Source organism: Actinoplanes sp. NPDC051405 (assembly GCF_055586185.1).
This window is the reverse complement of record NZ_JBVJIR010000018.1, coordinates 102,790-125,252: the sequence shown is the minus strand read 5'-3', so window position 1 is coordinate 125,252 and position 22,463 is coordinate 102,790. Positions and strand designations below refer to the sequence as shown.

Here is a 22,463-nt window from a genome sequence, read left to right as displayed (position 1 = left end):
GCGCACGGTCTACGCGCGATTTCCGACGCGTGACGGGTTGTTTCCGACGTGTGAAGAAACTCTCACAGGGCACCGGAGGAATGCCCCTGAACTGGGGCAATCGACCCAAGCGGGGGTTACCGCAACGCGTATTCGAGGGTATGCCGCTCGTAATCGAGCAGCCGGAGGTCACGCATCGGGCGGCGCAGGTGGCCCTTGTGCACGATCCGCACGAACGCCGGATCACCGGCGGCGGCCATCCGGCGGATGCCCTCGACGTGGTCCACGATCCGCTTGCGGATGGTGCGGACCAGGCGGTGCCGGTCGCGCGGGATCAACCCGTACGCGTCCGCGAACAACCGCAGCCGGCGCGGCCTGTTCGGCCTCTTCCAGCCCAGCGTGTAGGAGTCGCGGTCGCTGAACAGCGGCACCCAGGTCCAGGCCGCGTAGGCGACGTCGTAGATCCGGGCGCCGGGCGAGGCCAGATCGAAGTCGATCAGGGCCAGCGTGCCGTCCGGGCGCCAGACCACGTTGTGCGGGGCGGCGTCGTGGTGGCAGATCACCTCGGTGTCCGGCGGCGGCGGGCCGAACGAGCGCCAGACCGCCCCGGGCGGGGGCTGGAAGCCGTACTGCGCGTCGTGGAACATGCGCAGCATCGTGGCCACCGTGACCAGCGCTTCCTCGGTCGTCCAGTGCGGGGCCAGCGGATACTCACCGCACTCGCCGTCGAGGTACGACAGGACCTCACGGCCGCGGTCGTCCATCCCCAGGGCGTGCGGCGAGCCGGTGAAGCCCACCCGCTGCAGATGGTTGAGCAGCGAGTGCACGGCCGGGGTCCACGGTCCCGCGTTGCGGCGGACGGTGTCGCCCACCTTCGACACCGTGCTGACGTTGCCGCCGTGGAGCGGGATCTCGCGAAGGTCGCGTTCCTGCGTCACCCACGACCTCCCCTAGAAGTGCCCCGCGGTACGGGCCTGCCGCCCCCGAGACTACGCGTCGGTGCCAAGCAGGGCCTCGACGAAGGCAGCGGGCTCGAACGGGGCCAGATCGTCCGGGCCCTCGCCCAGACCGACCAGCTTGACGGGAATTCCCAGCTTGTTCTGCACGGCGATGACGATGCCGCCCTTGGCCGTGCCGTCCAGCTTGGTGAGCACCACGCCCGTGACATCCACCACGTCGGTGAAGACCCGGGCCTGCTCGAGACCGTTCTGACCGGTGGTCGCGTCCAGGATGAGCAGCGTCTCGTCGACCGGCCCGTGCTTCTCCACGACCCGCTTGACCTTGCCCAGCTCGTCCATCAGGCCGACCTTGTTCTGCAGGCGGCCGGCGGTGTCGATCAGCACGGTGTCGATGCCCGTGTCGATGCCGCGCTTGACCGCGTCGAACGCAACGCTGGCGGGGTCGCCGCCCTCGGGACCGCGGACCGTCTCGGCGCCGACCCGCTCACCCCAGGTGGCGAGCTGCTCGGCGGCCGCGGCGCGGAAGGTGTCGGCCGCGCCCAGCAGCACCGTACGGCCGTCGGCGATCAGCACCCGGGCCACCTTGCCGCAGGTGGTGGTCTTGCCGGCGCCGTTGACCCCGACGACCAGCACGACCGCGGGCCGGCCGTCGTGCGGGGCGGTGCGCAGACTGCGGTCCATGCCGGGCTCGAGGGCGGCGGTGAGCTCCTCGGCGAGCTGCTCGCGTACCTCGGCGACGGTCCGGGTGCCCAGCACCCGGACCCGCTCGCGCAGCCGCTCGACCAGCGCCTGGGTGGCCTCGACGCCGACGTCGGCGGAGATCAGGCTGTCCTCGATCTCCTCCCAGGCGTCCTCGTCGAGATGATCGCGGGAGAGCACGCTGAGCAGGCCCTTGCCGAAGACGTTCTGCGACCGGCTGAGCCGGGCCCGCAGCCGCACCAGGCGGCCGGCGGTCGGCTCCGGCTTCTCGATCGTCGGTGCCTGCACCAGCGGCGGCAGCTCGTCCGGCAGCGGCGGGAGCGTCGGCTCCTCCACCGGCGCGGTCGGCGGGCGCTCGAGCGTGGTGGTGGCGGAGCCACCGGTCGGCGGCAACTCGCGCCTGCGGCGCCGGGGCACGACCAGACCGATGGCCCCGACCACCAGCACCGCCAGCAGGATGAGGGAGGCGACCACGTATTCCATTCCGAAATCCTGACAGATGTCCGCGGGGCCCGTGGCGCCACCCGTCCGTGTCCCCCGCCACGCCCTGTGACCTCCCGCTGTCCGAACGCACGCTGGCGGAAGCCGGGACCGCTCGGGGAGGATGGCAGCATGTCGCGCCCCCCGGTGAACCGTTGACCGCCCACCTGCTGATCGGGCCCGTGCTGCGCCGCGTCGTCGGCGACCAGGCGACGATCTGGGTCGAGACCACCGCACCGGCCGAGGTACGCGTCGAGGTAGCGACCGGCGGCGCCGGCACCGCCCAGACCTTCTCCTGTTACGGCCACCACTACGCGATCGTGATCGTGGAAGGGCTGGTCCCGGGCAGCGCCGGCGAATATCAGGTGTGGCTCGGCGACCGGCAGGTGTGGCCGCAGCCGGAGTCGCCGTACCCGCCGAGCGTGATCGTCACCCGCGAGGCCGAGGACGCGGGTCAGCCGGTCAGCATGATCTTCGGCTCCTGCCGCGAGGCCACCCCGCACGCCACCGGGCGCAAGCTGCCGCCGGACGCGCTGGACGCGTACGCCCGGCGGTTGATGACCGATCCGCGCTCGCCGGAGCTGCGCGCCGACCTGATCGTGCTGCTCGGCGACCAGGTCTACGCCGACAAGACCTCGGCCAAGGTGCGCCGCTTCCTGCGCCGGCGCCGCTCGGCCGGCCACCACGGCCCGGCCGACGAAGTGGTCTCCTTCGACGAGTACACCAAGCTCTACCTGGAGTCCTGGCGTGACCCCGAGGTGCGCTGGCTGCTGGCCACCGTGCCGTGCGTGATGATCTTCGACGATCACGAGATCATCGACGACTGGAACACCTCGGCGTCCTGGCGGGCGGACATGTCGTCGCAGCAGTGGTGGTCCGAGCGGATCGCCAGCGGACTGGCCTCGTACTGGGTCTACCAGCACCTGGGCAACATGAGCCCGGACGAGCTGCGCGCCGACCCGTTGCTGGCCAAGATCGCCGCGGTCGAGGACGCGACGTCGCTGCTGCACGACTTCGGCATCTCGGTCGACAAGCCGTCGTCGGCCGAGAACACCGACCGGCCGTACCAGTGGAGTTTCGCCCTGGATGTGGGCCGGACCCGGCTGATCATGCTGGACAACCGCTGCAACCGCGTGCTCACGCCGGGCCGGCGGGAGATGCTGCCCGCGGCCGAGTGGGGCTGGTTCGTCGACCAGGCCCACGGCGACTACGACCACCTGGTGGTCGGCTCGTCCCTGCCGTGGCTGATGCCACCGGCGATCCACCACCTGGAAGCCTGGAACGAACGGCTCGCGGACTCGTCCGGGGCCCGGCGCGCGGCCCTGGCCGAACGGGTCCGCCGGGCCTTCGACCTGGAGCACTGGGCGGCGTTCACCCGCTCGTTCGACGCGCTGACCGAGGTGTTCCGCCGCCTCGGCGAAGGCGGCCCGGACGCCCCGGGTCACCGTGTCGGAGCCGGCGGCGCGTACGCGGCACCGGCCTCGATCAGCGTGCTCTCCGGCGACGTGCACCACTCCTACGTCGCCCGCGCCGACCTCGGGCCGGCCGTGGCGACGCCGGTGCACCAGCTCACGTGCTCCCCGATCCACAACCAGGTGCCGACGGTCATGCGGCCGTTGATGCGCTTCAGCTGGTCACGGCTGGCCGCGAAGGGCGTCCGCGGGGTGGCCCGCAGCGCCGGGGTACGCCGGCCCTCGGTGCGCTGGCGGCGGCTGGCCGGGCCGTACTTCGGCAACGCGGTGAGCACGCTGCGGCACGCCGGCGCAGAGGCCGACGTACGGGTGGAGGGAACGACCAGGGACGGCCACCTGTTCACGGTGGCGGATGTCCACCTGCACGGTCCAGGATGACCTTGTGACTTCCTGGACCGCGCCCGCGGCGCACCGCGTCGAAGAGCCCTTCACCGGCGACGAACGAGCCATGCTCGAGGGCTGGCTCGACCTGCACCGGCAGACGCTGCTCACCAAGTGCGCCGGGCTGACCGCCGAGCAGCTCAAGCTGCGCTCGGTCGAGCCGTCGCAGCTGTCGCTGCTGGGCCTGCTCCGCCACCTGGCCGAGGTCGAACGCGGCTGGTTCCGGATCAACGCGGCGGGCGAGAAGGTCTCCTCCATCTACTGCTCGGACACCAACGAGGACGGCGACTTCGACGACATCGAGCAGGCGGACGCGGCGGCCGACCACGCCACGCTCCTCGCCGAGATCGAGGCGGCCAAGGCGGCGGTCGCGGAGCTGCCGCTGGAGCACGAGTTCTCGACCGAGCGGCGGTCGCAGGTGAGTCTCCGCTGGGTCTACCTGCACATGATCGAGGAGTACGCACGCCACAACGGCCACGCGGACCTGCTCCGCGAACGCATCGACGGCGTCACCGGCGACTGAGCCGGCTCAGTCGCCCTTCGGCAGGGCGGCGGCGCCCTGGTCCTGCAGGGAGAAGGTCGTCTCCATCTGGCTGTCGTCGACCTTCTCGGCGACCAGCCCGGCCGCGCCCAGCGGATGCCACTGCAGGAAGGCGTCCCGGTTGCGCACGGCGTAGGTGGTGCGGCCCTCGTCGTCCTTACCGGCCGGCTCGAAGGTGAAGAGCTGCTTCGGCTCGCCGGCGTCGCACGCCGCCGTGACGACGGTGAGCGGGTCGGACCCGCTGCCTTGCACCTGCAGGCAGAAGGGCTCGCCGCCGGCCCGCAGTGTGCCCGTCTTGATCAGGCGTTCCTTGGCCCCGCGGGCCTTGGGCACCGGCACGAAGAGCGCCCGGTCGGCGTAGTCGTCGGTCACCTGGATCCGGCCGGCGGCGGTCACCGCCAGCACCGAGTCCGGCAGTTCGTTGTCGTCGAGCCGGGGCAGGAAGAAGACCTGCCGCTTGCCGTCCAGCGCGCCGGCCGGTGGGGGCGCGCTGCCGATGCCCGAGCTGGCGCTCGGCTGCGCGGAGGGAGCGGCGCTTGACGGGGCCGGCGCCGCCGGGTTGCCGCCGTCCGCGGAGCAGCCCTGCAGGGCGAGCACGAGAACAACCGCCCCGAGCAGAGTCTTACGCATCGACATCCTCTCAGCCGCGGCCAGCCTACGTCGCCGCGAGAAGATCAGCCGGGCGCGGGCAGAGCGAGCGCCTTGCGCAGATAAGGAAGGTCCTGCGGCCCGGTCCAGCGCAACGCGGGCATCCTCGCCGCGCGGGCGCCGCGAACCGCCCGGTCGTCGTCGTCCACGAACAGCACCCACGGCGGTTCGACGTTCAGAGCCGCGCAGGCCTGGGTGAAGAACTCCGGCGCCGGCTTGTGCACCTTCAGCTCCCACGAGCTGACCACCGTGTCGAATTCCCCGGTCAGGCCGAGCTCCGCCAGGTCGCCCCGGAGCAGATCGGTCGCGTTCGTCGCCAGGCCCACCGGACGTCCCGCCGCGCGCACCGAGCGGACGAAGGCGAGCACCTCCTGGTCGATCGTGCCCCGGTGCTCCTGCCACTGCGCGACCGCCGCCTTGGCGTCGGCCTCCGGCAACGGCAGGCGCATCGCCACCAGGCGCATCCACTCGGCGTCCGTGATCTCGCCGGCCACCGCGGGGCGCAGCAGTTCCCAGGCCATCGCCGTCTCGATCAGGGTGCCCGGCGCCAGCCCGTACGACTTCTCCACCGCCGCCGGCACCGCGGGGTCCCAGCGGCGCAGTACGCCGTCCAGGTCGATGAGCATGGCCTGGGCCGGTTGGCGGAGCATCGGGGGTCAGTCCTCCGGTTCTCGGTTCAGCCGCTGGCTGATGACCTGGGTGACGCCGGCACGCATCGTGACGCCGTAGAGGGCGTCGGCGACCTCCATCGTGCGCTTCTGGTGCGTGATGATGAGCAGCTGGCTCTTTTCCCGCAGCTGCGCGAAGAGCGTAATCAACCGGCCCAGGTTGACGTCGTCGAGGGCGGCCTCGACCTCGTCCATGATGTAGAAGGGGCTGGGCCGGGCCCGGAAGATCGCGACGAGCATGGCGACCGAGGTCAGCGAGCGCTCGCCGCCGGAGAGCAGCGACAGCCGCTTGATCTTCTTGCCCGGCGGGCGGGCCTCGACCTCGACGCCGGTTGTCAGCATGTCCTCGGGGTCGGTGAGCACCAGCCGGCCCTCGCCGCCCGGGAAGAGCACCTGGAACACGGCCTGGAACTCGCGCGCGGTGTCCTCGAACGCCGACGTGAAGACCTCGAGAATCCGGTCGTCGACGTCCTTGACCACGGTGAGCAGGTCCTTGCGGGTGGCCTTCAGGTCCTCGAGCTGGTCGGAGAGGAACTTGAAGCGTTCCTCCAGCGCGGCGAACTCCTCCAGCGCCAGCGGGTTGACCTTGCCCAGCAGGGCCAGGTCGCGTTCGGCCTTGTTGGCCCGCTTCTCCTGGGTCGGCCGGTGGAACGGCACGGGCTCGGGGAGCTCCTTGCCGTCCTTCTCCGCCTGCGCGGCCTCGGCCTGGGTGGGCGGGACGAGCTGGTCGGGGCCGTACTCGGCGACCAGGGTGTCGACGTCGAGGGAGAAGTCCTCGGCCGCCTTGGCTTCGAGCTGCTCGATGCGCAGCCGCTGCTCGGCCCGGGCCACCTCGTCGCGGTGCACCTCGTTGGTGAGCCGTTCCAGCTCGGCGACCAGGCGCTTGGCGCTGGCGCGTACCTCTTGGAGCTCGGCCTCGCGTGCGGTCCGCGCGCGGGCCAGCTCGTCACGCGCCTCCACCGCGGTGGCCAGCGAGACCGCGACCCGCGACATCGCGGCAGCCGCGCCCAGGGCGACGGCCTTGGCGATCTCCGCCCCGCGGGCCCGGGCGGCCCGGCGGGCGGCCGCACGCTCGCGGGCCTGGCGTTCCTGCGTGGCCTGGCGCAGCAGCGAGTCGGCCCGGCCGGCGATCGAGGAGACCCGCTCCTCGGCCGTCCGGACGGCCAGCCGGACCTCCATCTCGTTCTGCCGGGCCTGCGGCACCAGTGCCGAGAGGGTGTCGCGTTCCTCGGTGGACGGTTCCTCGTCGATCGGGGTGGCCTCGGCCAGTCGCAGCCGCTCCTCCAGCTCGGCCAGCCCGGCCAGGTCGCGGTCACGGTTGGCCTCGGCCTTCTGCCGGGAGGCGCCCAGGCGCTCCGACTCGGCCTTGGCGGAACGGGCGGCGGCACCGAGCTCGGCGAGGCGGCGGGCGGCCGCGTTGCGTTCGCCCTCGGCGGCACGCTTGGCGGCGGCCGCGACGGCCACGGCCTCCTTGAGCTCGGCGACCTCGGCGCGGGCGTCGGCGAGCTGGCCCTTCAGGACGCCGATGGACTCCTCGGCGGTCTCCCGCCTGGCCCGCGCCTCGTCGACGGCGGCCTGGACCTCGATGTAGCTGGTCGCCTTGCCGGAACCGCCGGCGGCCGCGTGCGCCCCCAGCACGTCGCCGTCGGGGGTGACCGCGCGCAGCTCGGCGTTCTGCGCGACCAGGCGGGTCGCGGCAGCCAGGTCGGGGACCAGCACGACGTCGCGCAGCGCCTTGTTCAGCGCCGGGCGGATGGTGTCGGGGCAGTCGATGACGTCGGGCGCCCACTCGGCGCCCTCCGGCAGAGCCGGGCGCAGGCTGTCGAGCGAGCCCTGCATGCCCGGCGCGGCCGGGGCGGCGACCACGAGCGCGGCCCGGCCGGCGTCCGCGATCTTCAGCGTGCGCATGGCCTCGACGGCCTCGTCGATGCCGGTCAGCGCGACCGCGTCGGCCAGCACGCCCAGGGCCGCGGCCAGTGCGGCCTCGTGACCGGGCCGGACGGTGAGCATCGAGGCGAGGCTGCCGAGCAGGCCGGGGATCTGGTCGGCCTTGCCGAGCAGCGCGCCGGCGCCGTCCTTGCGGCGCAGGCCGAGGGCGAGCGCCTCCTCGCGGGCCTTCCAGCTGGCGGCGTCCTTCTCGGCCGCCCGCTCGGCGTCGGAGAGCTCCTTGACGACCGCGGCCGCCCGGTCGTGCGCGGCGACGGCCTCGGCGTGCCGCTCGTCGAGCTCGGCGTTGTCGCGATCGGCCTCGGTGGACTCCGCGGACACCGCGTCGACCTCGGCCTGGGCGGCCTCGGCCCGCATCAGCGCGTCGTTGTGGGCGACCGCGAGCCGCTCGATCTCCTCGGCGGCACTTCCGGTACGGGCCCGAGCCGCGTTCACGTTGCCGGTGAGCTTGGCCAGTCCCTCGCGGCGGTCGGCGATCGCCTTCGCGGCGGCCCGCAGCGCACCCTCGGCCTGCAGCAGTTGCCGTTCCAGCTCCTGGCGGTGCTCGACCGCCTCGGCCAGCCGCATCTGGTCCTCGGTGAGGGCCTCGCGCAGCTCCTCCTCCTGCTCGCGGACCCGTTCCGCCTCGGCCTCGAGCTGATCCGGGTCGCGGCCCGTACGCTCGTCGTCCGGCGCCGCGGCGAGGTGCCGCAACCGCTCGGAGGCCAGCTGCTCGGTGGAGCGGAAGCGTTCCTGCAGGGCGGAGAGTTTGTACCAGGTGTCCTGGGCGGCGGCCAGCAGCGGCGCGTCCTCGGCGTGCGCGGCCTCGAGGTCGGCGAGCCAGCGCTGGACCTCGCGGTTCTCCTCCTCGACCTGTTGGCGGCGCTCGCGCATCGCCGACTCGTCGGCGATCTCCTTGTCCAGCGTGGTGCGCAGGGTGTGCAGGTCGTCGGCGAGCAGCCGCAGCCGGGCGTCGCGCAGGTCGGCCTGGATGCCGGCCGCGCGGCGGGCCACCTCGGCCTGCTTGCCCAGCGGCTTGAGCTGGCGGCGCAGCTCGGCGGTGAGGTCGTTGAGCCGGTTGAGGTTGGTCTGCATCGCGTCGAGCTTGCGGATCGCCTTCTCTTTGCGCTTGCGATGCTTGAGGACGCCGGCCGCCTCCTCGATGAAGGAGCGGCGGTCCTCGGGCTTGGCGTGCAGCATCGCGTCGAGCCGGCCCTGGCCGACGATGATGTGCATCTCGCGGCCGATGCCGGAGTCGCTGAGCAGCTCCTGGATGTCGAGCAGGCGGCAGGAGCTGCCGTTGATCTCGTACTCACTCTCGCCGGAGCGGAACATCCGGCGGGTGATGGAGACCTCGGTGTAGTCGATGGGCAGGGCGCCGTCGCCGTTGTCGATGGTCAGGGTCACCTCGGCGCGGCCGAGCGGGGCCCGCCCGGCGGTGCCCGCGAAGATGACGTCCTCCATCTTGCCGCCGCGCAGCGCCTTGGCGCCCTGCTCGCCCAGGACCCACGCGATGGCGTCGACGACGTTGGACTTGCCGGAGCCGTTGGGGCCCACCACACAGGTGATGCCCGGCTCCAGCCGCAGCGTCGTAGCGGAGGCGAAGGACTTGAAACCCTTCACCGTCAGGCTCTTGAGGTGCACGGATCTCCGGGGGTCGGCGGTGGTCTGCTGGTCAGCAGGTTACCCGCAGGCGCACGCCATGTCCGTGCACGCCGCGCGTCCTGGATCGTGCCGGTCTCGACCCGACCCGACGCGTTTGTCGGAATTGGCTCTACGGGCGCGGCGCAGAAGGAGCAAAAAGATGCGCGCCGCCACTTGTTGCTGTGGAGGCGCGCTTTGCGGGGTGCGTCACGTGGTGCGAGGGGATGTGGGCGCCGGGTCACGACGCCCGGTGAAGCTCAGGTCAGCGCCGGCTCGGTCAGCCGCAGAAGATCGTCTGCCTCCGCGGCGGCGGCCGCGAGACGATCGTTCTCCGCCCGGAGGCGGGTGATCTCGAACTCCAGAGCCTGCACCCTGGAACGCAGTCGGGTGACCTCGTCGAGCAGGCGCCGGTCGGGCGCCGCACCTACGTGGCCGTAGAGGGCCTTCGCCATTTCGTCTCCTTGTAAAGCGCTGCCGGAAAGGCCGGCCAAACGCGCGCCCAGTGGTACCGCACACCTTTGTGCCCACGGACACGCGTGAGCACAAACTCCTGCACCCGGGGACGTGCTGTGGATGCAGATTTCCCATGCCCAGGACTCGACTGGACACAGATGGGCGCGACTGGCGACACCTCCATGGTGCGCTGATACCCACAGTCCGTCAAGCCGTGTGAACCGCGTGGCACCCGCCTGACCAGTGAATCACGCCACCCCGCGGGCCTTATCCAGGACTTATTTCTTTCTTAGCCGGTTTGCCCGGGCCGCGCGCGGCTGCTTACCGTCACCCGGGTCGAAACCTCTCGATCCCTCGAGGACCACGGAGGCACGACGTGCAGGGGCCAGCCGACCAGAGACCGACCGGGCGACACCGCGATCGGCAGACGATGCCGTCGCCCGTGACCTTCGGCCTCTCCGTGACCGCCCTGCTCGCCGTGGTCGGCGCCGGCGCCGCACTGCTGCCCTCGAGCTTCACCGGCTCGGGCACCGCGGCCGAGCAACCCGAAGCCGCCGTCGCCGCCCTGGTGCCGGGTGCCGGTGGCGGGGCACCCGGCACCGGGGTGGCACGGCCGTCGGCCCCGCCGCCCTCGTCGCCGGCGGTGACCCCGTCCACCGCGGCGCCCAAGCCGAGCAGGACCGCCACGAAGAAGCCGGCCACCAAGAAACCGGTGGTCAAGAAGACGCCGACCCGCAAGCCGACCACCAGCGCACCCGAGGTCGGTGCCGGGCTGGCCGCCCAGGAGACCGAGGTCATCCGGCTGGTCAACGTGGAGCGGGACCGGGCCGGCTGCGGCTCGGTGCAGCTCAACACCAAGCTCCGGGCGGCCATGCGGTTGCACGTCCAGGAGCTCGGCACCCACGGTGACCTCTACATCAGCCACGTGAGTGACGACGGCCGGGACTTCGTCACCCGGGCCAAGGCGCAGGGCTACAACGACCCGGGCGGCGAGAACGTGGCCCGGGGCCAGCGCGACGCCGCCGACGTCATGACGAGCTGGATGAACAGTGACGGGCACCGCGCCAACATCCTGAACTGCGACTTCAAGGCGCTCGGGGTGGGTGCGGTCAAGGGCGTGGACGGCACGATCGTCTGGGGCCAGCTTTTCGGACGTTCCTGAGCAAATAACTCCGAAAAACAGACAAATAGTGCGACCGACTGTCGCCTAGGTGACACGCTCCCGTTACTTTTCGCCGCTGCGTCGTTGCAGCCATCGTGATAACACCCCCGTCGCGCCCGTGGTGCTGACCGCATGCGCATCTGTCTGCTCACCGGGGGCGGCTACCCGTTCCGCCGGGACGCCCTCGGCGGCTGGTGCCGCACGCTCGTCGACGGCCTCGGCCGGTACACCTTCGACCTGCTGACCGTCACCGACCGCGAACCACCCGGCGGGCCGGCGTACCCGCTGCCCCGCCATGTAGCGTCCGCCCGGGCCGTGCCGTTGAGCCGCGAGATCCGGCGGCGGCCGGGCAGCGACGACAACGCCACCGCCGCGGCCGTCCTGCTGTGCCGGGGGCTGCTCAGCGAGGCCGAGCCCAAGACTGCGGACGACCTGTTCGCCAAGGGGCTGCTCGGGCTCTCGGTGCTGGCCGAGGCGGCCGGCCACCCCCTGAACTCGGTACCGCTGACCGACGTGCTGCTCGACGCCTGGCGGACCGGGCGGACGTCGGCGAGTGAGGACCGGCTGCCGCGGCTCAGCCTGCGTGATGCCCGCACCGCCGCCACGCTCCTGCGCCACGCGGCCCGGGCGTTGTCCGTACCGGTGCCCGCCGTTGACCTGGTGCACTGCGTCGGCGGCACGACGCCGCTGCTGGCCGCCCTGGCCGGACGCTGGCGGACCGGGATGCCACTGCTGCTGACCGAGGCGCGGGCCCCGGTGGCCCGGCCGCGGGCCGGCGAGGAGCGGCTCTCCCCCGCGGTGCGCACGGTGCTGCGCCGCTTCCGCCGGTCGGTCGCCCGCACCGGGTACGCCGAAGCCGGCCTCATCGCCCCGTTGAGCGCCTACCACCACTCGTGGGCGCTGGGGCACGGTGCCGAACCGAGCCGGCTCGTCCCGGTGCCCGCCGGGGTGGACCCGGTCGACTTCCCGTCCGCCCCCGAGGCGAGGACCCAGCCGGCCATCGTCTGGGCCGGTAACGGCGGCCCGGACAGCGGTCTGCGCGGGCTGCTGGAGGCGTTCGCGATCGTGGCGACCGCCGTGCCCGGGACCGTCCTGCACCTCGTCGGGGTCACCGCCACGCACGAGGACCACTGCGCCGAGCAGGTCGAACGCACCGGGCTGGGCCGGGCGATCCGGTTGCACCCGCTGCCCGCCGACCCGCGCGACCGGTACGCCACCGGCCATCTCGTCGTGCACGTCCCGGGACCGGCCGACCCGCCGTACCGGTTGATCGAGGCCATGATGTCCGGCCGGGCCGTGATCGGGATCGACGTGGGCCCGGTCGCCGAGACCCTCGGCGACGCGGGCACGCTCGTCGCCGAGAACGATCCGGCGGCCCTCGCTGACGCCTGCATCAGTCTGCTGCGGGCCCCGGCCCGCCGCCGGGCGCTGGGTGATGCCGCCCGCCGCCGGGCGCTCGCCTGCTTCACCGCCGACCGGGTGGTCCGCGTCTACGGCGCCCTCTACACCGATCTGGCCGGACCGCCGCCGGCCCCTTCCTACGAGCTCGCGCTGGCCGTGCCCGCCCCGCGCGAAGCCCGGCCGGCTACCGTGCGCTGGCTCGCCGAGGCCGGTGAGGACCGATGACCGGCCTGGCGCTGGAACCCGGCCTGCGGCGGGCGCCCGCCCTGGGCGTCACGCTGCTGCTGCGCTGCGCCCTCTACCTCGGGCCGCTCAGCGTCGCGATCGCCGCGGCCGGCCTGCTCGGCAGCCTGCCCTGGCCGGTGCCCGCCGGCACGCTGGTGCTCGGCTGGAGCGTCACGCAGATCCTCACCGGCACGGGCGCTGTCGTCGCCAGGCGGGGCGGTTCGGGCGCCGGGGCGCGGCTCGTCGGGCTCGGCTTCCTGGCGGCGGCCGCCCTGTGGTGCGCGTTCGTGCTGCTCGCACCGGCCTCCGTGGCCGGCGCCGAGCCCGGACGGGCGATCGCCGTCGGCGTCTGCGGGCTCGGGAGCCTGGCCTCGGTCACCGCGGCGCTGGTGAGCCGCAACGAGGCGGCGGTCGTGCGGTGGAGCCTGCCGTGCTGGCTGCTCGCCGCCGTCGCCGTCGCCGGGGCGATCGGTGACACCTGGGCCGCCCGGGTGCCGGTCACGATGCTGCTGCCGATCGCCGTCGCCGCCGCTGCCCTGCGTGCGTTCCGGCCCGCGTTCCGGCGTACGGCCACCCTCGTGTTGCGGGGTGACGACCTGCGCGGCGCGGTCGGGCGGGCGGTGCTCGGGGCGGGTCAGGCGGCCTCGGCCGTGCTGCTCTGGCGGGCCGGGCCACCGGCGGCGACATCACCGGCCGTGCTGCCGCTGCTGGCCGCCGCCCCCGTTCTGGAGGCGCTGATCGGCTGGCACCGGCGGCAGGTCGAGAGCAGCCTCGACGTGGCCGAGAGCGACGAGGAGCACCGCGAGCACGTCGGTGGCGTGACCGTGGTGACCGTTGCCGCGCTGCTGCCGCCGCTGGCCGCCGGGATCGCTCTCGCGCTGGCCGCGTACCGGTTGCCGGGCGGGGTGGTGGGCGCGCGGGAGGGAGTGCTCGCCGTGGCCGGCGGGATCCTGCTCAGCGGCGTACTGGCCATCACCCTGCTGCTCGCCGCGCGGGGCCGGACCTTCATCGCCGCCCTGCTCGCCGTCGCGCCGCCGCTCGCCGCGGTCGCGGCACCGCTGCTCCCGGTGCTGCCGCCGGACCCGCTCCGCACCGTCGTCGCCATCCTGGCGGCGACCCACCTCGTCGGACTGCTGACCGTCGCACACACCGCCGCAGACCCCCGGAGGACGTCGTGAAGACCCTTTTCCCCCCGTACGCCCAGCCCTCGCCCGACCTCGCGCCCGACCAGGACACCTGGGTCGTGCAGGAACGGCCCGGCGCCCGCCGCTCGGCGCACCGGATCCTCGGCCGCATCGACCTGGACTGGGGCGGACGCTCGCTGGCCGACGTGCTCGCCGACGTGGACGAATGGCGCGCGGACGGCGCCGAGGGGCTCTTCCTGGACCGGGCGCCGGCCGGCTCGGGCGGCGTCGGGCCGGTGGCGCTGACCGTACGGCTCGCCGCCCGGCGCGGGCTGCACCGGATCGTGCTCAACCCGGGCGTGCCCACCCACCCGCTCTACCGCGACCTGGGCGTACGGATCTGCACCTTCGACGGGCCCTGGTCGGCCTACCAGGGCTGGGCCGGCGACGGGGTGCGGCCCGGCGACGGTCACCTGGTGCACGGGGTGCCGACGCCGCTGCTGACCGCCGCCCGCCGGCTGATGGGCCGCCGTGGCGCGGGCTTCGGGCTGGCCACCGACACCAGCCCCTACGTCAGCGCAGCGGCAGGCGGGGGCGCGGCTGGCAACGCGGACAGCTGTAGGACGAGCGGTTCATGAACTGCTCGCGGCGCATGATCGAGCCGCACCGGTGGCAAGGCTGCCCCTCGCGCCCGTACGCGTTCAGCGAACGGTCGAAGTAGCCGCTCTCCCCGTTGACGTTGACGTAGAGCGCGTCGAAGGTGGTGCCGCCCGCGACGATCGCCTCGCTGAGCACGTCGCGGACATGGGCGAGCAGCCGGCGTACGGCGGGGCGGGTGAGCGCGTCGGTGGGGCGGGCGCCGTGCAGCTGGGCCCGCCACAGCGCCTCGTCGGCGTAGATGTTGCCGACGCCGGAGATCAGCGTCTGGTCCAGCAGGGCCCGCTTGATCTCGGTGTGCTTGCCGCGCAGCCGCGCCACGAACAGCTCGTCGTCGAACAGCGGGTCCAGCGGGTCGCGGGCGATGTGGGCGATCTCGTCGGGCAGCTCGGCACCGCCCTCGGAGACGGACAGGCCGCCGAACGTGCGCTGGTCCACGAAGCGCAGCTGCGGGCCGTCGTCGGCGAAGGTGACCCGGACCCGCAGGTGCACCTCGTCCTCGGCCCCGGCCGGCTGCATCAGCAGCTGCCCGCTCATGCCGAGGTGCGCGATGATCGCGTCGCCGGAGTCCAGCGGGAGCCACAGGTATTTGCCGCGCCGGGCGACGTCGGTGACGGTCCGCCCCTTGAGGACGGCGGCGAAGTGCACGTCGCCGGGCACGTGGCGGCGGATCGCCCGGGGGTGGCGCACCTCGACGGTGTCGATGCGCCGGCCGGTCACCCACTTGGCCAGTCCCTGGCGGACGGTCTCGACCTCGGGAAGCTCGGGCACGGGGGTCCTTCGGGGGTGGGGTCAGATCGTGTAGGGCCAGACGGCGACCAGGTAGGCGCCGTACCAGAGGCCGAACGCCGCCCAGGCGGCGATCGCGAGGACCGCGACCCGGGGGCGGGCGCGGGCGGCGGCGACGACCGAAGGCAGCAACGTCAAGAGTACGGGCAGCAGCAGGCGCGGCTTGGAGTGGTAGAAACCCGCCTGCCCGTAGGCCAGCACCATCGCGACGAGCCCGTAGACGGCCAGCGGCAGCCAGGGCCGGCCGGCCAGCGCGACCCCGGCCGCGGCCAGGGCGGCGAGCAGGATCAGCGCGACGCTCATCGGCACCCAGCCCTCGCCGACGGTCAGCGTGCTGCCCAGGAAGTCGATCGTGCTGGCCCCGAAGTCGAACGACGTGCCCCAGCCCGCGGTCTGGATCTTGAACCAGGCGTCGAGGTCACCGACCCGCCACGCGACCCAGCCCAGATAGGCGGGCACCCCGGCGAGGGCGACGGCGGCCGCGGCCAGCGGTGGCCACTTACGGCCGGGATCACGGCGCACCGCGATGACCGCGGCGACGGCCAGGGCCACCGCGGCGGCCGCGCCGGTCGGCCGGGTCAGGGCGGCGCCGAGGCCGAGCAGCCCGGCGGCCCACCAGACCTGGCGGTGCGCGGCGACGAACATGCCGGCCACCAGGGCCAGGAACAAACTCTCCGAGTACGCCATCGACAGCACCACCGACATGGGGGCGCCGCAGCAGATGGCGACCAGGGCCCAGCCGGCCCGGCGGCCGTAGAGCGAGGTGCCGAGCAGGTGCAGGGCGACCGCCGCGCCGACCGAGGCGAGCCAGCTCACCGTGAGCGCCGCCGTGCCGGAGTCGAGGCCGAGCACGGACAGCAACCGGATCAGCATTGGGTAGAGCGGGAAGAACGCCAGCTCGTTGCCCTGCAGCGCACCGTCGGCGCCGTACGTGTAGCCGCTCGGATAGCCCTCGGCGACCCGCTGGAACCAGCCGCCGTCCCAGATCAGCAGATTGCTGCGCAGCCCGGCCGGCTCCGCGGTGGCGTGGTCCAGCACGACCAGGAAAAGCAGCTGCACCAGCCGGGTCAGGGCCAGGATGCCGACCGCGATCCCGGCGCCACGCCACCGGCCGGCCTTGTCCCAGAGCCGCTCCGCGACGCCGGCCACCTCCGGGCCGGACTCCCGCACCGTCACGCTCACCGCTAGGAGGCCTCGGGCAGCTCGGTGTGCCCGCCGCTCTCCGCCTCGGGCTTGGTCCCCGCGTTCCTCGCGTCCCCCGCGGTCTCTGCCTCGGGCAGTTCGGTGTGGCCGCCGCCGGCCACGGCGGGTGGTGGGGTCTGTGCCTCGGTCCGCTCGGTCAGGGTGCGCCAGGCGGCCGCGGCGGCGCGCTGCTCGGCCTGCTTCTTGCTGCGCCCGTCCGAGCCGCCGTACCGCTCGCCGGCCACCACGACCCAGGCCGTGAACGTCTTCGCGTGGTCCGGGCCGGCGTCGTCGATCACGTAGTCCGGCACGCCCAGGCCCAGCGCCGCGGTCAGCTCCTGCAGGCTGGTCTTCCAGTCCAGCGCCGCGCCGCGCCCGGCCGACTCGGCCATCAGCGGGTCGAACAGCCGGTGGATCACGTCGCCGGCCACGCTCAGGCCGTGCTCCAGGTAGATCGCGCCGAGCAGCGCCTCCAGCGTGTCGGCCAGGATGCTGGCCTTGTCGCGGCCACCGGTGGTCTCCTCACCCTTGCCGAGCAGCAGGTGCGGGCCGAGACCCTGGGGGCCGAGGGTACGGGCCACGTCGGCGAGCGCGTGCATGTTGACCACGCTGGCGCGCAGCTTGGCCAGCTGACCCTCGGGCAGGTCCGGGTGGTTGTGGAAGAGCGCCGAGGTGATCACCACCCCCAGCACCGAGTCGCCGAGGAACTCCAGGCGCTCGTTGGTCGGCAGACCGCCGTTCTCGTACGCGTACGAGCGGTGGGTCAGCGCGCGTTCGAGCAGGCCCGGCTCGATGGGGATGCCGAACGCCTCCTCCAGTGGCTCGGTGGAGGGCCGCCGGCGCTTGTCGTTACTGCTCATGAACCACCTCTGGAGTCTTCGTGCGCCGCGGGGCTCGGATGCCCCGCCGGGAACTGGATCAGGTCGGCGATGACCGGCACCGCGGCCCGCCGGTGCAGGTCGGCGGCGAGCGCGATGCCCGCGGCGATGTCGTCGGCGCTCGCGGCGCCGTGGCAGACGACGACTGTGCCGCCGACGCCGAGCAGGATGGCCGCCCGGGGCGGTACGTCGTCGGTGCCGGGGGGCCGGATCAGCGCGTACGCCGTCTCGAGGCCCTTGAGCAGCACGTTGCCGGTGAAGCCGTCGGTCACCACCACGTCGGCGGCGGTCCCGGTCACCACGTCGTTGCCCTCGACCAGCCCGATGTAGTGACCGCCGGCAGGCAGATCGAGCGCGGCCAGCACGGCGGGCGCGGCCCGGCGCAGACGATCGCCTTTGCCGCGCTCGGTGCCGATGGTGAGCAGGCCGACGCGGGGGGCGGCGAGGCCGTGCACAACCGCGGCGTACGCGGCGCCGAGCCGGGCGTGCATGGCGAGAGTGTGTTCGTCCGGGTCGACGGAGGAACCCACGTCGAGCAGGACCAGCCGGCCGGCGACCGTGGGCAGCACGGCGGCCAGGGCGGGACGGCGCACGCCAGCCCAGCGGCCGAGACCGAGGGCGGCGGAGGTGACGGTGGCGCCGGTGTTGCCGGCGGAGACGACCGCGTCGGCGTGACCTTGAGCGACGGCCAGTATGGCGGTGCGGACGCCGGATTCGACGCGGCTGAGTGCCTGGTCGGGGGCGGCGGCACGGCTCAAGGCCCGGTCCGGGCGGATGGACGGCCCGGCGTCGCGGTCTCGGCCGGTCAGCGGCCGGTTCGGGCCGGCGTCGCGGTCTGGGCCGGCTTGGTGGCCGGCGCTGCGGCCGACGGCTTGGTGGGCGGCCGGGCCGGCGGGATGGCCGGCGCTGCGGCCGGCGGCTTCGTGGTCGGCCGGGCCGGCGGGGGCGGTGATGCTGCTCACGCGGTCGCGGTCGGCCGGTGCCAGGGCACGCCGAAGGGCGTCGGCAGCCTCAGGGGGGCCGACGAGAAGCAGCTGGAGGGACGGATCGGCCTGGCAAGCGCGCAGAGCGCCGTCAACCACGACGGCGGGAGCATGGTCCCCGCCGAGGAGGTCGACGGCGATCCGCGCGGTGCCCGGCTCCGGTGCAGTCGCGGCCGAGATGACTCGGCCGGACTGTCCCGGAGCCTGAGCACCGGACGTTCGCCGCTCAGGTGCGACCCGCCCGAAGATCGGGCTTGTCACTCCGTGGTGCTCAGACCTCGAGGACCTGACGACCGTTGTAGGTGCCGCAGACCCCGCACGCAGTGTGCGGCAGGTGCGGCGACTTGCACTGGGGGCACGCCACGGTCTGGACCGCGGTCGCCTTCCAGTTCGCCCGGCGGGACCGGGTGTTGCTGCGCGACATCTTGCGCTTGGGGACGGCCACGGTACCTACTCCTCGATCAGATCTTCGGGGTCTTGCTCAGTTCAGGTTCTTCAGTTCTTCGGGTCGTGCGGTGACGCCACCGTCGGCAGGTCGGCTGACAGGTCGCGCAGGGCGGCCCAGCGGGGATCGACCTCGTCATGGCTGTGGTCAGCCGGGACGTCGTCGAGATGCACCCCGCACTCCGGGCACAACCCGGGGCAGTCCGGCCGGCAGACCGGGTTGGTCGGCAGTGTGAGCACCACCGCGTCCCGTACCGCCGGCTCCAGGTCGAGCAGGTCGCCGTGCATCCGGCCCACCTCGTCCTCGTCCGTCGTCTCCTCCGTGGTGCTGTCCGCGTAGGCGTACAGCTCCGCGATGTGGACGTCGAACGGCTCCGAGATGTCGTTGAGGCAGCGACCGCACTCGCCGGAGAGCGAGCCACGGACGTTGCCGCTGACGTAGACACCCTCGGAGACCGACGTCAGGCTCAGATCGAGCTCGAGGTCGGAACCCGTGGGCACCGAGATCAGTTCCACACCGAGGTCCGGCGGTGCCGGCACCACCCGTTTCAGGGCGCGCGTCGCCCCGGGCTGGCGCGGGAGCTTCGTCGTGTCGACGACCAGCGGCTGCCTGGGATCGAGGTGGTTCTGCGTGTGCTTGGGCATCATGATTCCTCAGCCTGTGGGTAGGCCGACAGGAAAGGTTACCTGAGCAGCGGGCTCAGCGTCGAATCGGGTCGGCGGGCCCGGGCCGGCTCAGAACGGCAGCGGCCGCTCGTTCTCCTCACCCTGGAAGGTGCCGATCTCGCGCAGCGCGTGCATCTTGTCGCGGCCCCGCTCTATCGACGACAAAGCCCTGGTCAGGAACTGTTCGAAGTTGGCCAGCGCGGTGTCGACGTAGTCGTCGACCTCCTCGCGCAGCCGCTGCGCCTCGGAACGGGCCTCCGCGACGATCCGGGCACCCTCGTGCTCGGCCGACACGGTGATCTCGTTGACCGAGACCAGCCGGGCGTGCTCCGTCTCACCCTCGCCGATGATCCGGTCCGCTTCCCGCTTGCCCGCGTCGATGATCTTGTCGCGTTCCTCGAGCAGCGCCACCGCCCGGCGCAGGTCGCTCGGCAGCTCAGCGCGCAGCTCTTCCAGCAGCGCGATCATCTCGCCGCGGTCGAACATGAAGTTGGTCCGGGACATCGGCACCGAGCGTGCCGCCTCCACCATGGAGATGATCTCGTCGATGCGGTCGAGCGGATCCACCGGCGCCTCACTCCTGTCATCTCACACTCACGCTGAGTGGGTGCGATCACGTTACTGCCGTACCCGATGATGCATCCGCGAAGGGCACGCCGTCAGTTTTGCCGCAGTCTGGTCACGAGCCGCTCGCCGACGAAGTCCGGGACGTAGGACGAGGCGTCCCCACCCCACTTGACCACGTCCTTGACCAGACTGGAGGACAGGAACGAGTACAGCGGATTGGTCGGCATGAACAACGTCTCCACGCCGGAGAGACCGATGTTCATCTGCGCCATCTGCAACTCGTAGTCGAAGTCGCTGACCGCGCGCAGGCCCTTGATGACCACCGCGGCGCCCTGGGCCTTGCAGAAGTCGACCAGCAGACCATGGAAGGACTCGACCCGCACGTTGTCGTACGCGGCCGTGGCCTGCCGCAGCATGCTGATGCGTTCCTCGACGGCGAACAGCCCGGTCTTCGAGTGGTTGATCAGGACGCCCACGATGACCTCGTCGAAGAGCCGGCTGGCCCGTCCGATGATGTCGAGGTGGCCGTTGGTGACCGGATCGAAGGACCCGGGACAGACCGCGCGTCTCATGATCGGCGACCGTACCAAAGAGTGGTCTCGCCGTAGCGCCTGTTGCGCTCCTCGATGATGCCGTCCACCCAGCTCAACGGCTCACCCCGGACCGCCGTACGGCTGGACCGCTCGAAGGTCACGACGGCGTCGTCCGCGAGCCAGCCGTGCTCGACCAGCGCCTGCTGCACCTCGGCCACCTCGTCGTCGCTCACCGCGTACGGGGGATCGGCGAAGACGACGTCGAACGGACCGCCCTCGGGCGGGCCGGCGAGCACCTGGCTGACCTTGCCCGTGATCAGCCGGGCGGCACTGCCGACGCGGAGCGTGACGATGTTGTCGCGGATGGCCCGCGACGCCTTGGCGTCGGCCTCAATGAGCAGGGCGTAGGCGGCACCCCGGGACAGGGCCTCCAGACCGACCGCTCCCGAACCGGCGTACAGGTCGGCGAACCGGGCGCCGGCCAGGTCCGTCATGGTGCCGAGGGCGCTGAAGTAGGCCTCCCGCACCCGATCGGCGGTGGGCCGGGTCTGCGCGCCGACCGGTGCGGCCAGCCGTCGGCCGCCGTGTGCACCGGCGATGATCCTGGTCATACGGCCTCGCGAGGGTCTGCAGATAGCACGATGTGACGCTACGCCACCACCGGTGACCGGCCACTGCGGAGTGAACTTTTACCCATCGGGATCGGCTCCGGGATCACTCAACGCATCGATCCGGAAGCTGACGGCTCAACGAAGATCTCGAATGAGTATCAACCCGGTTAGCGGAGCTTTCGGTGTTACTCAAGTTCGCCGACTTGGCTATGGTCGGTCGGCCGCCGACGAAACGCTGTCGGCTCGACGATGCGGGGAGGCGTCGTCGCTGGCTCTCGCCGCACCCATTGCCTGGCGATTGCCGCCCTTGCTTTCCCGCGCCGTACCCCTCGATCTCTGTACAGGAGTAGGCGTGAATCTGAAGTCCCCCCTGCGCCGCACCGCGGTTCTGGCCGCCGGCGCGCTCATCGGCCTGAGCGGTGCGTTCGCGCTCGCCGGCCCGGCCAGCGCCCACCACAACATCGTCACCGGCAACGTGGACTGCGACAAGGTCGCCGGCGAGTGGGTCGTGAACTGGACGGTCCAGGCCGTCGGTAACGCTCCGACCTACAAGTGGACCGAGGTCACGCTCACGCCCGCGGGCACCACGATCGACAACGATGACCTCAAGGTCAACGGCAAGGACCTCGACAACAACAAGCCGCTGACCGGCAAGCAGCGCGTGCCCGGCAAGGAGCTCAGCTCCTCGCTGACCGTCGCGGCCCACTGGAGCACCGGCGACGCGAAGGAGACCGGCACGGTCACCTTCGAGGGCAAGTGCGAGAAGACCCCGACCGAGGAGCCGTCGACCCCCACCGAGGAGCCGTCGACCCCGACCGAGGAGCCCTCGACCCCGCCGGTCATCCCGTCGGACCTGCCGGGCGAGCCCGAGCCGATCTTCGAGGCCGACTGCGACACGATCACGATCGGCCTGGACAACCCGGCCGACGGCATCGAGTTCACGCTGAAGTTCAAGACCAGCAAGGGTGAGACCCGCACGCTGGTCATCAAGCCGGGCGAGAAGAAGACCGAGACCTTCAGCGCCACGACGGGCTTCAAGATCGACCTGACCATCTCGGCCACGGTCGACGGCAAGGCCTTCTCGGAGACCATCCCGGTCGAGTACGAGCAGCCCGAGGACTGTGACAACAGCGGCAGCGGTGGTGGCCTGCCGCTGACCGGTGCCGCCGCGGGCAGCATCGCGGGTGGCGCGGGTGCCCTCCTGGCCGTCGGCGCCGGCCTGTTCTTCATGGCCCGCCGTCGCAAGGTGAAGTTCACCGCCTGATCCACCGGCTAGCAGCTCCACACGAGGGGCGCGTCGACCGTCACGGTCGGCGCGCCCTTTCGCTGTCCACTTGCGACAGAAAGTCCCCATTGATCAACACTTAACGCATTGATGAAGTACCGCTCAG

22 protein-coding genes are annotated in these 22,463 nt (G+C 72.4%); 7 read left to right on the top strand and 15 right to left on the bottom strand.

The genetic code is table 11. The features are described from left to right. Positions 1-116: 116 nt before the first annotated feature. Positions 117-917: a phosphotransferase gene (locus ACZ6S4_RS33445; protein WP_212992098.1), complete on the bottom strand. Its 801-nt coding sequence runs from the start codon at positions 915-917 to the stop codon at positions 117-119. Positions 918-968: 51 nt separating this feature from the next. Next, a complete protein-coding gene (gene ftsY, locus ACZ6S4_RS33440; protein ID WP_465478737.1) occupies positions 969-2,120 on the bottom strand; it encodes a signal recognition particle-docking protein FtsY in 1,152 nt (383 codons plus the stop codon). 152 nt (positions 2,121-2,272) lie between these two features. Here ftsY and ACZ6S4_RS33435 point away from each other — a divergent pair, with 152 nt between their 5' ends. Beyond that, complete coding sequence (locus tag ACZ6S4_RS33435) at positions 2,273-3,967, top strand: alkaline phosphatase D family protein (RefSeq protein ID WP_465478736.1); 1,695 nt, start codon at positions 2,273-2,275, stop codon at positions 3,965-3,967. A 70-nt stretch (positions 3,968-4,037) separates the two neighbouring features. Beyond that, positions 4,038-4,493 (top strand): DinB family protein, encoded by a 456-nt coding sequence (locus tag ACZ6S4_RS33430; RefSeq protein ID WP_465478825.1) that lies wholly within the window; start codon positions 4,038-4,040, stop codon positions 4,491-4,493. Positions 4,494-4,499: 6 nt separating this feature from the next. Here ACZ6S4_RS33430 and ACZ6S4_RS33425 read toward each other — a convergent pair whose 3' ends face one another. The 4 genes from ACZ6S4_RS33425 to ACZ6S4_RS33410 all read right to left on the bottom strand — a co-directional run bounded on the left by ACZ6S4_RS33425 (position 4,500) and on the right by ACZ6S4_RS33410 (position 9,849). Further along, positions 4,500-5,141, bottom strand: coding sequence for a hypothetical protein (locus tag ACZ6S4_RS33425; protein ID WP_465478735.1), 642 nt, complete (start codon positions 5,139-5,141; stop codon positions 4,500-4,502). Positions 5,142-5,185: 44 nt separating this feature from the next. Next, positions 5,186-5,809 (bottom strand): HAD family hydrolase, encoded by a 624-nt coding sequence (locus ACZ6S4_RS33420; RefSeq protein WP_465478734.1) that lies wholly within the window; start codon positions 5,807-5,809, stop codon positions 5,186-5,188. A 6-nt stretch (positions 5,810-5,815) separates the two neighbouring features. After that, positions 5,816-9,397, bottom strand: a complete 3,582-nt coding sequence (smc, locus tag ACZ6S4_RS33415) for a chromosome segregation protein SMC (RefSeq protein ID WP_465478733.1) — start codon at positions 9,395-9,397, stop codon at positions 5,816-5,818. Between the two features lie 257 nt (positions 9,398-9,654). After that, positions 9,655-9,849, bottom strand: a complete 195-nt coding sequence (locus ACZ6S4_RS33410; protein ID WP_125804837.1) for a hypothetical protein — start codon at positions 9,847-9,849, stop codon at positions 9,655-9,657. Between the two features lie 443 nt (positions 9,850-10,292). Between ACZ6S4_RS33410 and ACZ6S4_RS33405 the strand changes: the two genes are divergently transcribed. The 4 genes from ACZ6S4_RS33405 (at position 10,293) to ACZ6S4_RS33390 (ending at position 14,400) form a co-directional block, all read left to right on the top strand. Further along, complete coding sequence (locus tag ACZ6S4_RS33405; protein ID WP_465478732.1) at positions 10,293-11,012, top strand: CAP domain-containing protein; 720 nt, start codon at positions 10,293-10,295, stop codon at positions 11,010-11,012. A gap of 132 nt (positions 11,013-11,144) precedes the next feature. Continuing rightward, positions 11,145-12,638, top strand: a complete 1,494-nt coding sequence (locus ACZ6S4_RS33400; protein WP_465478731.1) for a DUF3492 domain-containing protein — start codon at positions 11,145-11,147, stop codon at positions 12,636-12,638. Further along, positions 12,635-13,816, top strand: a complete 1,182-nt coding sequence (locus ACZ6S4_RS33395) for a hypothetical protein (protein WP_465478730.1) — start codon at positions 12,635-12,637, stop codon at positions 13,814-13,816. The genes ACZ6S4_RS33400 and ACZ6S4_RS33395 overlap by 4 nt, the downstream gene beginning before the upstream one ends. Continuing rightward, positions 13,813-14,400, top strand: a complete 588-nt coding sequence (locus ACZ6S4_RS33390; RefSeq protein ID WP_360549979.1) for a Spherulin-4 — start codon at positions 13,813-13,815, stop codon at positions 14,398-14,400. The genes ACZ6S4_RS33395 and ACZ6S4_RS33390 overlap by 4 nt, the downstream gene beginning before the upstream one ends. Here the strand turns inward: ACZ6S4_RS33390 and mutM are convergent. From mutM to rsmD, 9 genes are all read right to left on the bottom strand, one after another. Then, complete coding sequence (mutM, locus tag ACZ6S4_RS33385) at positions 14,336-15,190, bottom strand: bifunctional DNA-formamidopyrimidine glycosylase/DNA-(apurinic or apyrimidinic site) lyase (RefSeq protein ID WP_360835177.1); 855 nt, start codon at positions 15,188-15,190, stop codon at positions 14,336-14,338. The genes ACZ6S4_RS33390 and mutM overlap by 65 nt on opposite strands. Before the next feature lie 21 nt (positions 15,191-15,211). Then, complete coding sequence (locus ACZ6S4_RS33380; RefSeq protein ID WP_465478729.1) at positions 15,212-16,390, bottom strand: hypothetical protein; 1,179 nt, start codon at positions 16,388-16,390, stop codon at positions 15,212-15,214. Between the two features lie 2 nt (positions 16,391-16,392). Continuing rightward, on the bottom strand, positions 16,393-17,250 hold the full coding sequence (gene rnc / locus ACZ6S4_RS33375) for a ribonuclease III (protein ID WP_465478728.1): 858 nt from the start codon (positions 17,248-17,250) through the stop codon (positions 16,393-16,395). Continuing rightward, complete coding sequence (locus ACZ6S4_RS33370) at positions 17,247-18,431, bottom strand: phosphate acyltransferase PlsX (protein WP_465478824.1); 1,185 nt, start codon at positions 18,429-18,431, stop codon at positions 17,247-17,249. Before ACZ6S4_RS33370 ends, rnc begins: the two co-directional genes overlap by 4 nt. 91 nt (positions 18,432-18,522) lie before the next feature. Next, positions 18,523-18,696 carry a 50S ribosomal protein L32 gene (gene rpmF / locus ACZ6S4_RS33365; RefSeq protein ID WP_097318372.1) on the bottom strand — a complete coding sequence of 58 codons (174 nt, stop codon included), beginning with the start codon at positions 18,694-18,696 and terminating at the stop codon, positions 18,523-18,525. Between the two features lie 50 nt (positions 18,697-18,746). Next, a complete protein-coding gene (locus ACZ6S4_RS33360) occupies positions 18,747-19,340 on the bottom strand; it encodes a YceD family protein (protein WP_465478727.1) in 594 nt (197 codons plus the stop codon). Positions 19,341-19,430: 90 nt separating this feature from the next. Next, the gene (locus ACZ6S4_RS33355) at positions 19,431-19,928 is read right to left on the bottom strand and encodes an SPFH domain-containing protein (RefSeq protein ID WP_212992111.1); all 498 of its coding nucleotides are present in this window, start codon (positions 19,926-19,928) and stop codon (positions 19,431-19,433) included. 92 nt (positions 19,929-20,020) lie between these two features. Next, positions 20,021-20,500 (bottom strand): pantetheine-phosphate adenylyltransferase, encoded by a 480-nt coding sequence (coaD, locus tag ACZ6S4_RS33350; RefSeq protein ID WP_465478726.1) that lies wholly within the window; start codon positions 20,498-20,500, stop codon positions 20,021-20,023. Next, positions 20,497-21,072, bottom strand: coding sequence for a 16S rRNA (guanine(966)-N(2))-methyltransferase RsmD (rsmD, locus tag ACZ6S4_RS33345; RefSeq protein ID WP_465478725.1), 576 nt, complete (start codon positions 21,070-21,072; stop codon positions 20,497-20,499). The genes coaD and rsmD overlap by 4 nt, the downstream gene beginning before the upstream one ends. Before the next feature lie 352 nt (positions 21,073-21,424). Between rsmD and ACZ6S4_RS33340 the strand changes: the two genes are divergently transcribed. Continuing rightward, on the top strand, positions 21,425-22,336 hold the full coding sequence (locus ACZ6S4_RS33340) for an LPXTG cell wall anchor domain-containing protein (RefSeq protein ID WP_465478724.1): 912 nt from the start codon (positions 21,425-21,427) through the stop codon (positions 22,334-22,336). Positions 22,337-22,463 lie beyond the last annotated feature (127 nt).

Bases quoted from the DNA above. Each gene is read 5' to 3' on its own strand.
- ACZ6S4_RS33410 (WP_125804837.1), bottom strand. From the start codon at position 9,849: ATGGCGAAGGCCCTCTACGGCCACGTAGGTGCGGCGCCCGACCGGCGC.
- ACZ6S4_RS33420 (WP_465478734.1), bottom strand. From the start codon at position 5,809: ATGCTCCGCCAACCGGCCCAGGCCATGCTCATCGACCTGGACGGCGTA.
- ACZ6S4_RS33430 (WP_465478825.1), top strand. From the start codon at position 4,038: ATGCTCGAGGGCTGGCTCGACCTGCACCGGCAGACGCTGCTCACCAAG.
- ftsY (WP_465478737.1), bottom strand. From the start codon at position 2,120: ATGGAATACGTGGTCGCCTCCCTCATCCTGCTGGCGGTGCTGGTGGTC.
- rsmD (WP_465478725.1), bottom strand. From the start codon at position 21,072: ATGACCAGGATCATCGCCGGTGCACACGGCGGCCGACGGCTGGCCGCA.
- ACZ6S4_RS33425 (WP_465478735.1), bottom strand. From the start codon at position 5,141: ATGCGTAAGACTCTGCTCGGGGCGGTTGTTCTCGTGCTCGCCCTGCAG.
- rnc (WP_465478728.1), bottom strand. From the start codon at position 17,250: ATGAGCAGTAACGACAAGCGCCGGCGGCCCTCCACCGAGCCACTGGAG.
- ACZ6S4_RS33400 (WP_465478731.1), top strand. From the start codon at position 11,145: ATGCGCATCTGTCTGCTCACCGGGGGCGGCTACCCGTTCCGCCGGGAC.
- ACZ6S4_RS33395 (WP_465478730.1), top strand. From the start codon at position 12,635: ATGACCGGCCTGGCGCTGGAACCCGGCCTGCGGCGGGCGCCCGCCCTG.
- ACZ6S4_RS33360 (WP_465478727.1), bottom strand. From the start codon at position 19,340: ATGCCCAAGCACACGCAGAACCACCTCGATCCCAGGCAGCCGCTGGTC.
- coaD (WP_465478726.1), bottom strand. From the start codon at position 20,500: ATGAGACGCGCGGTCTGTCCCGGGTCCTTCGATCCGGTCACCAACGGC.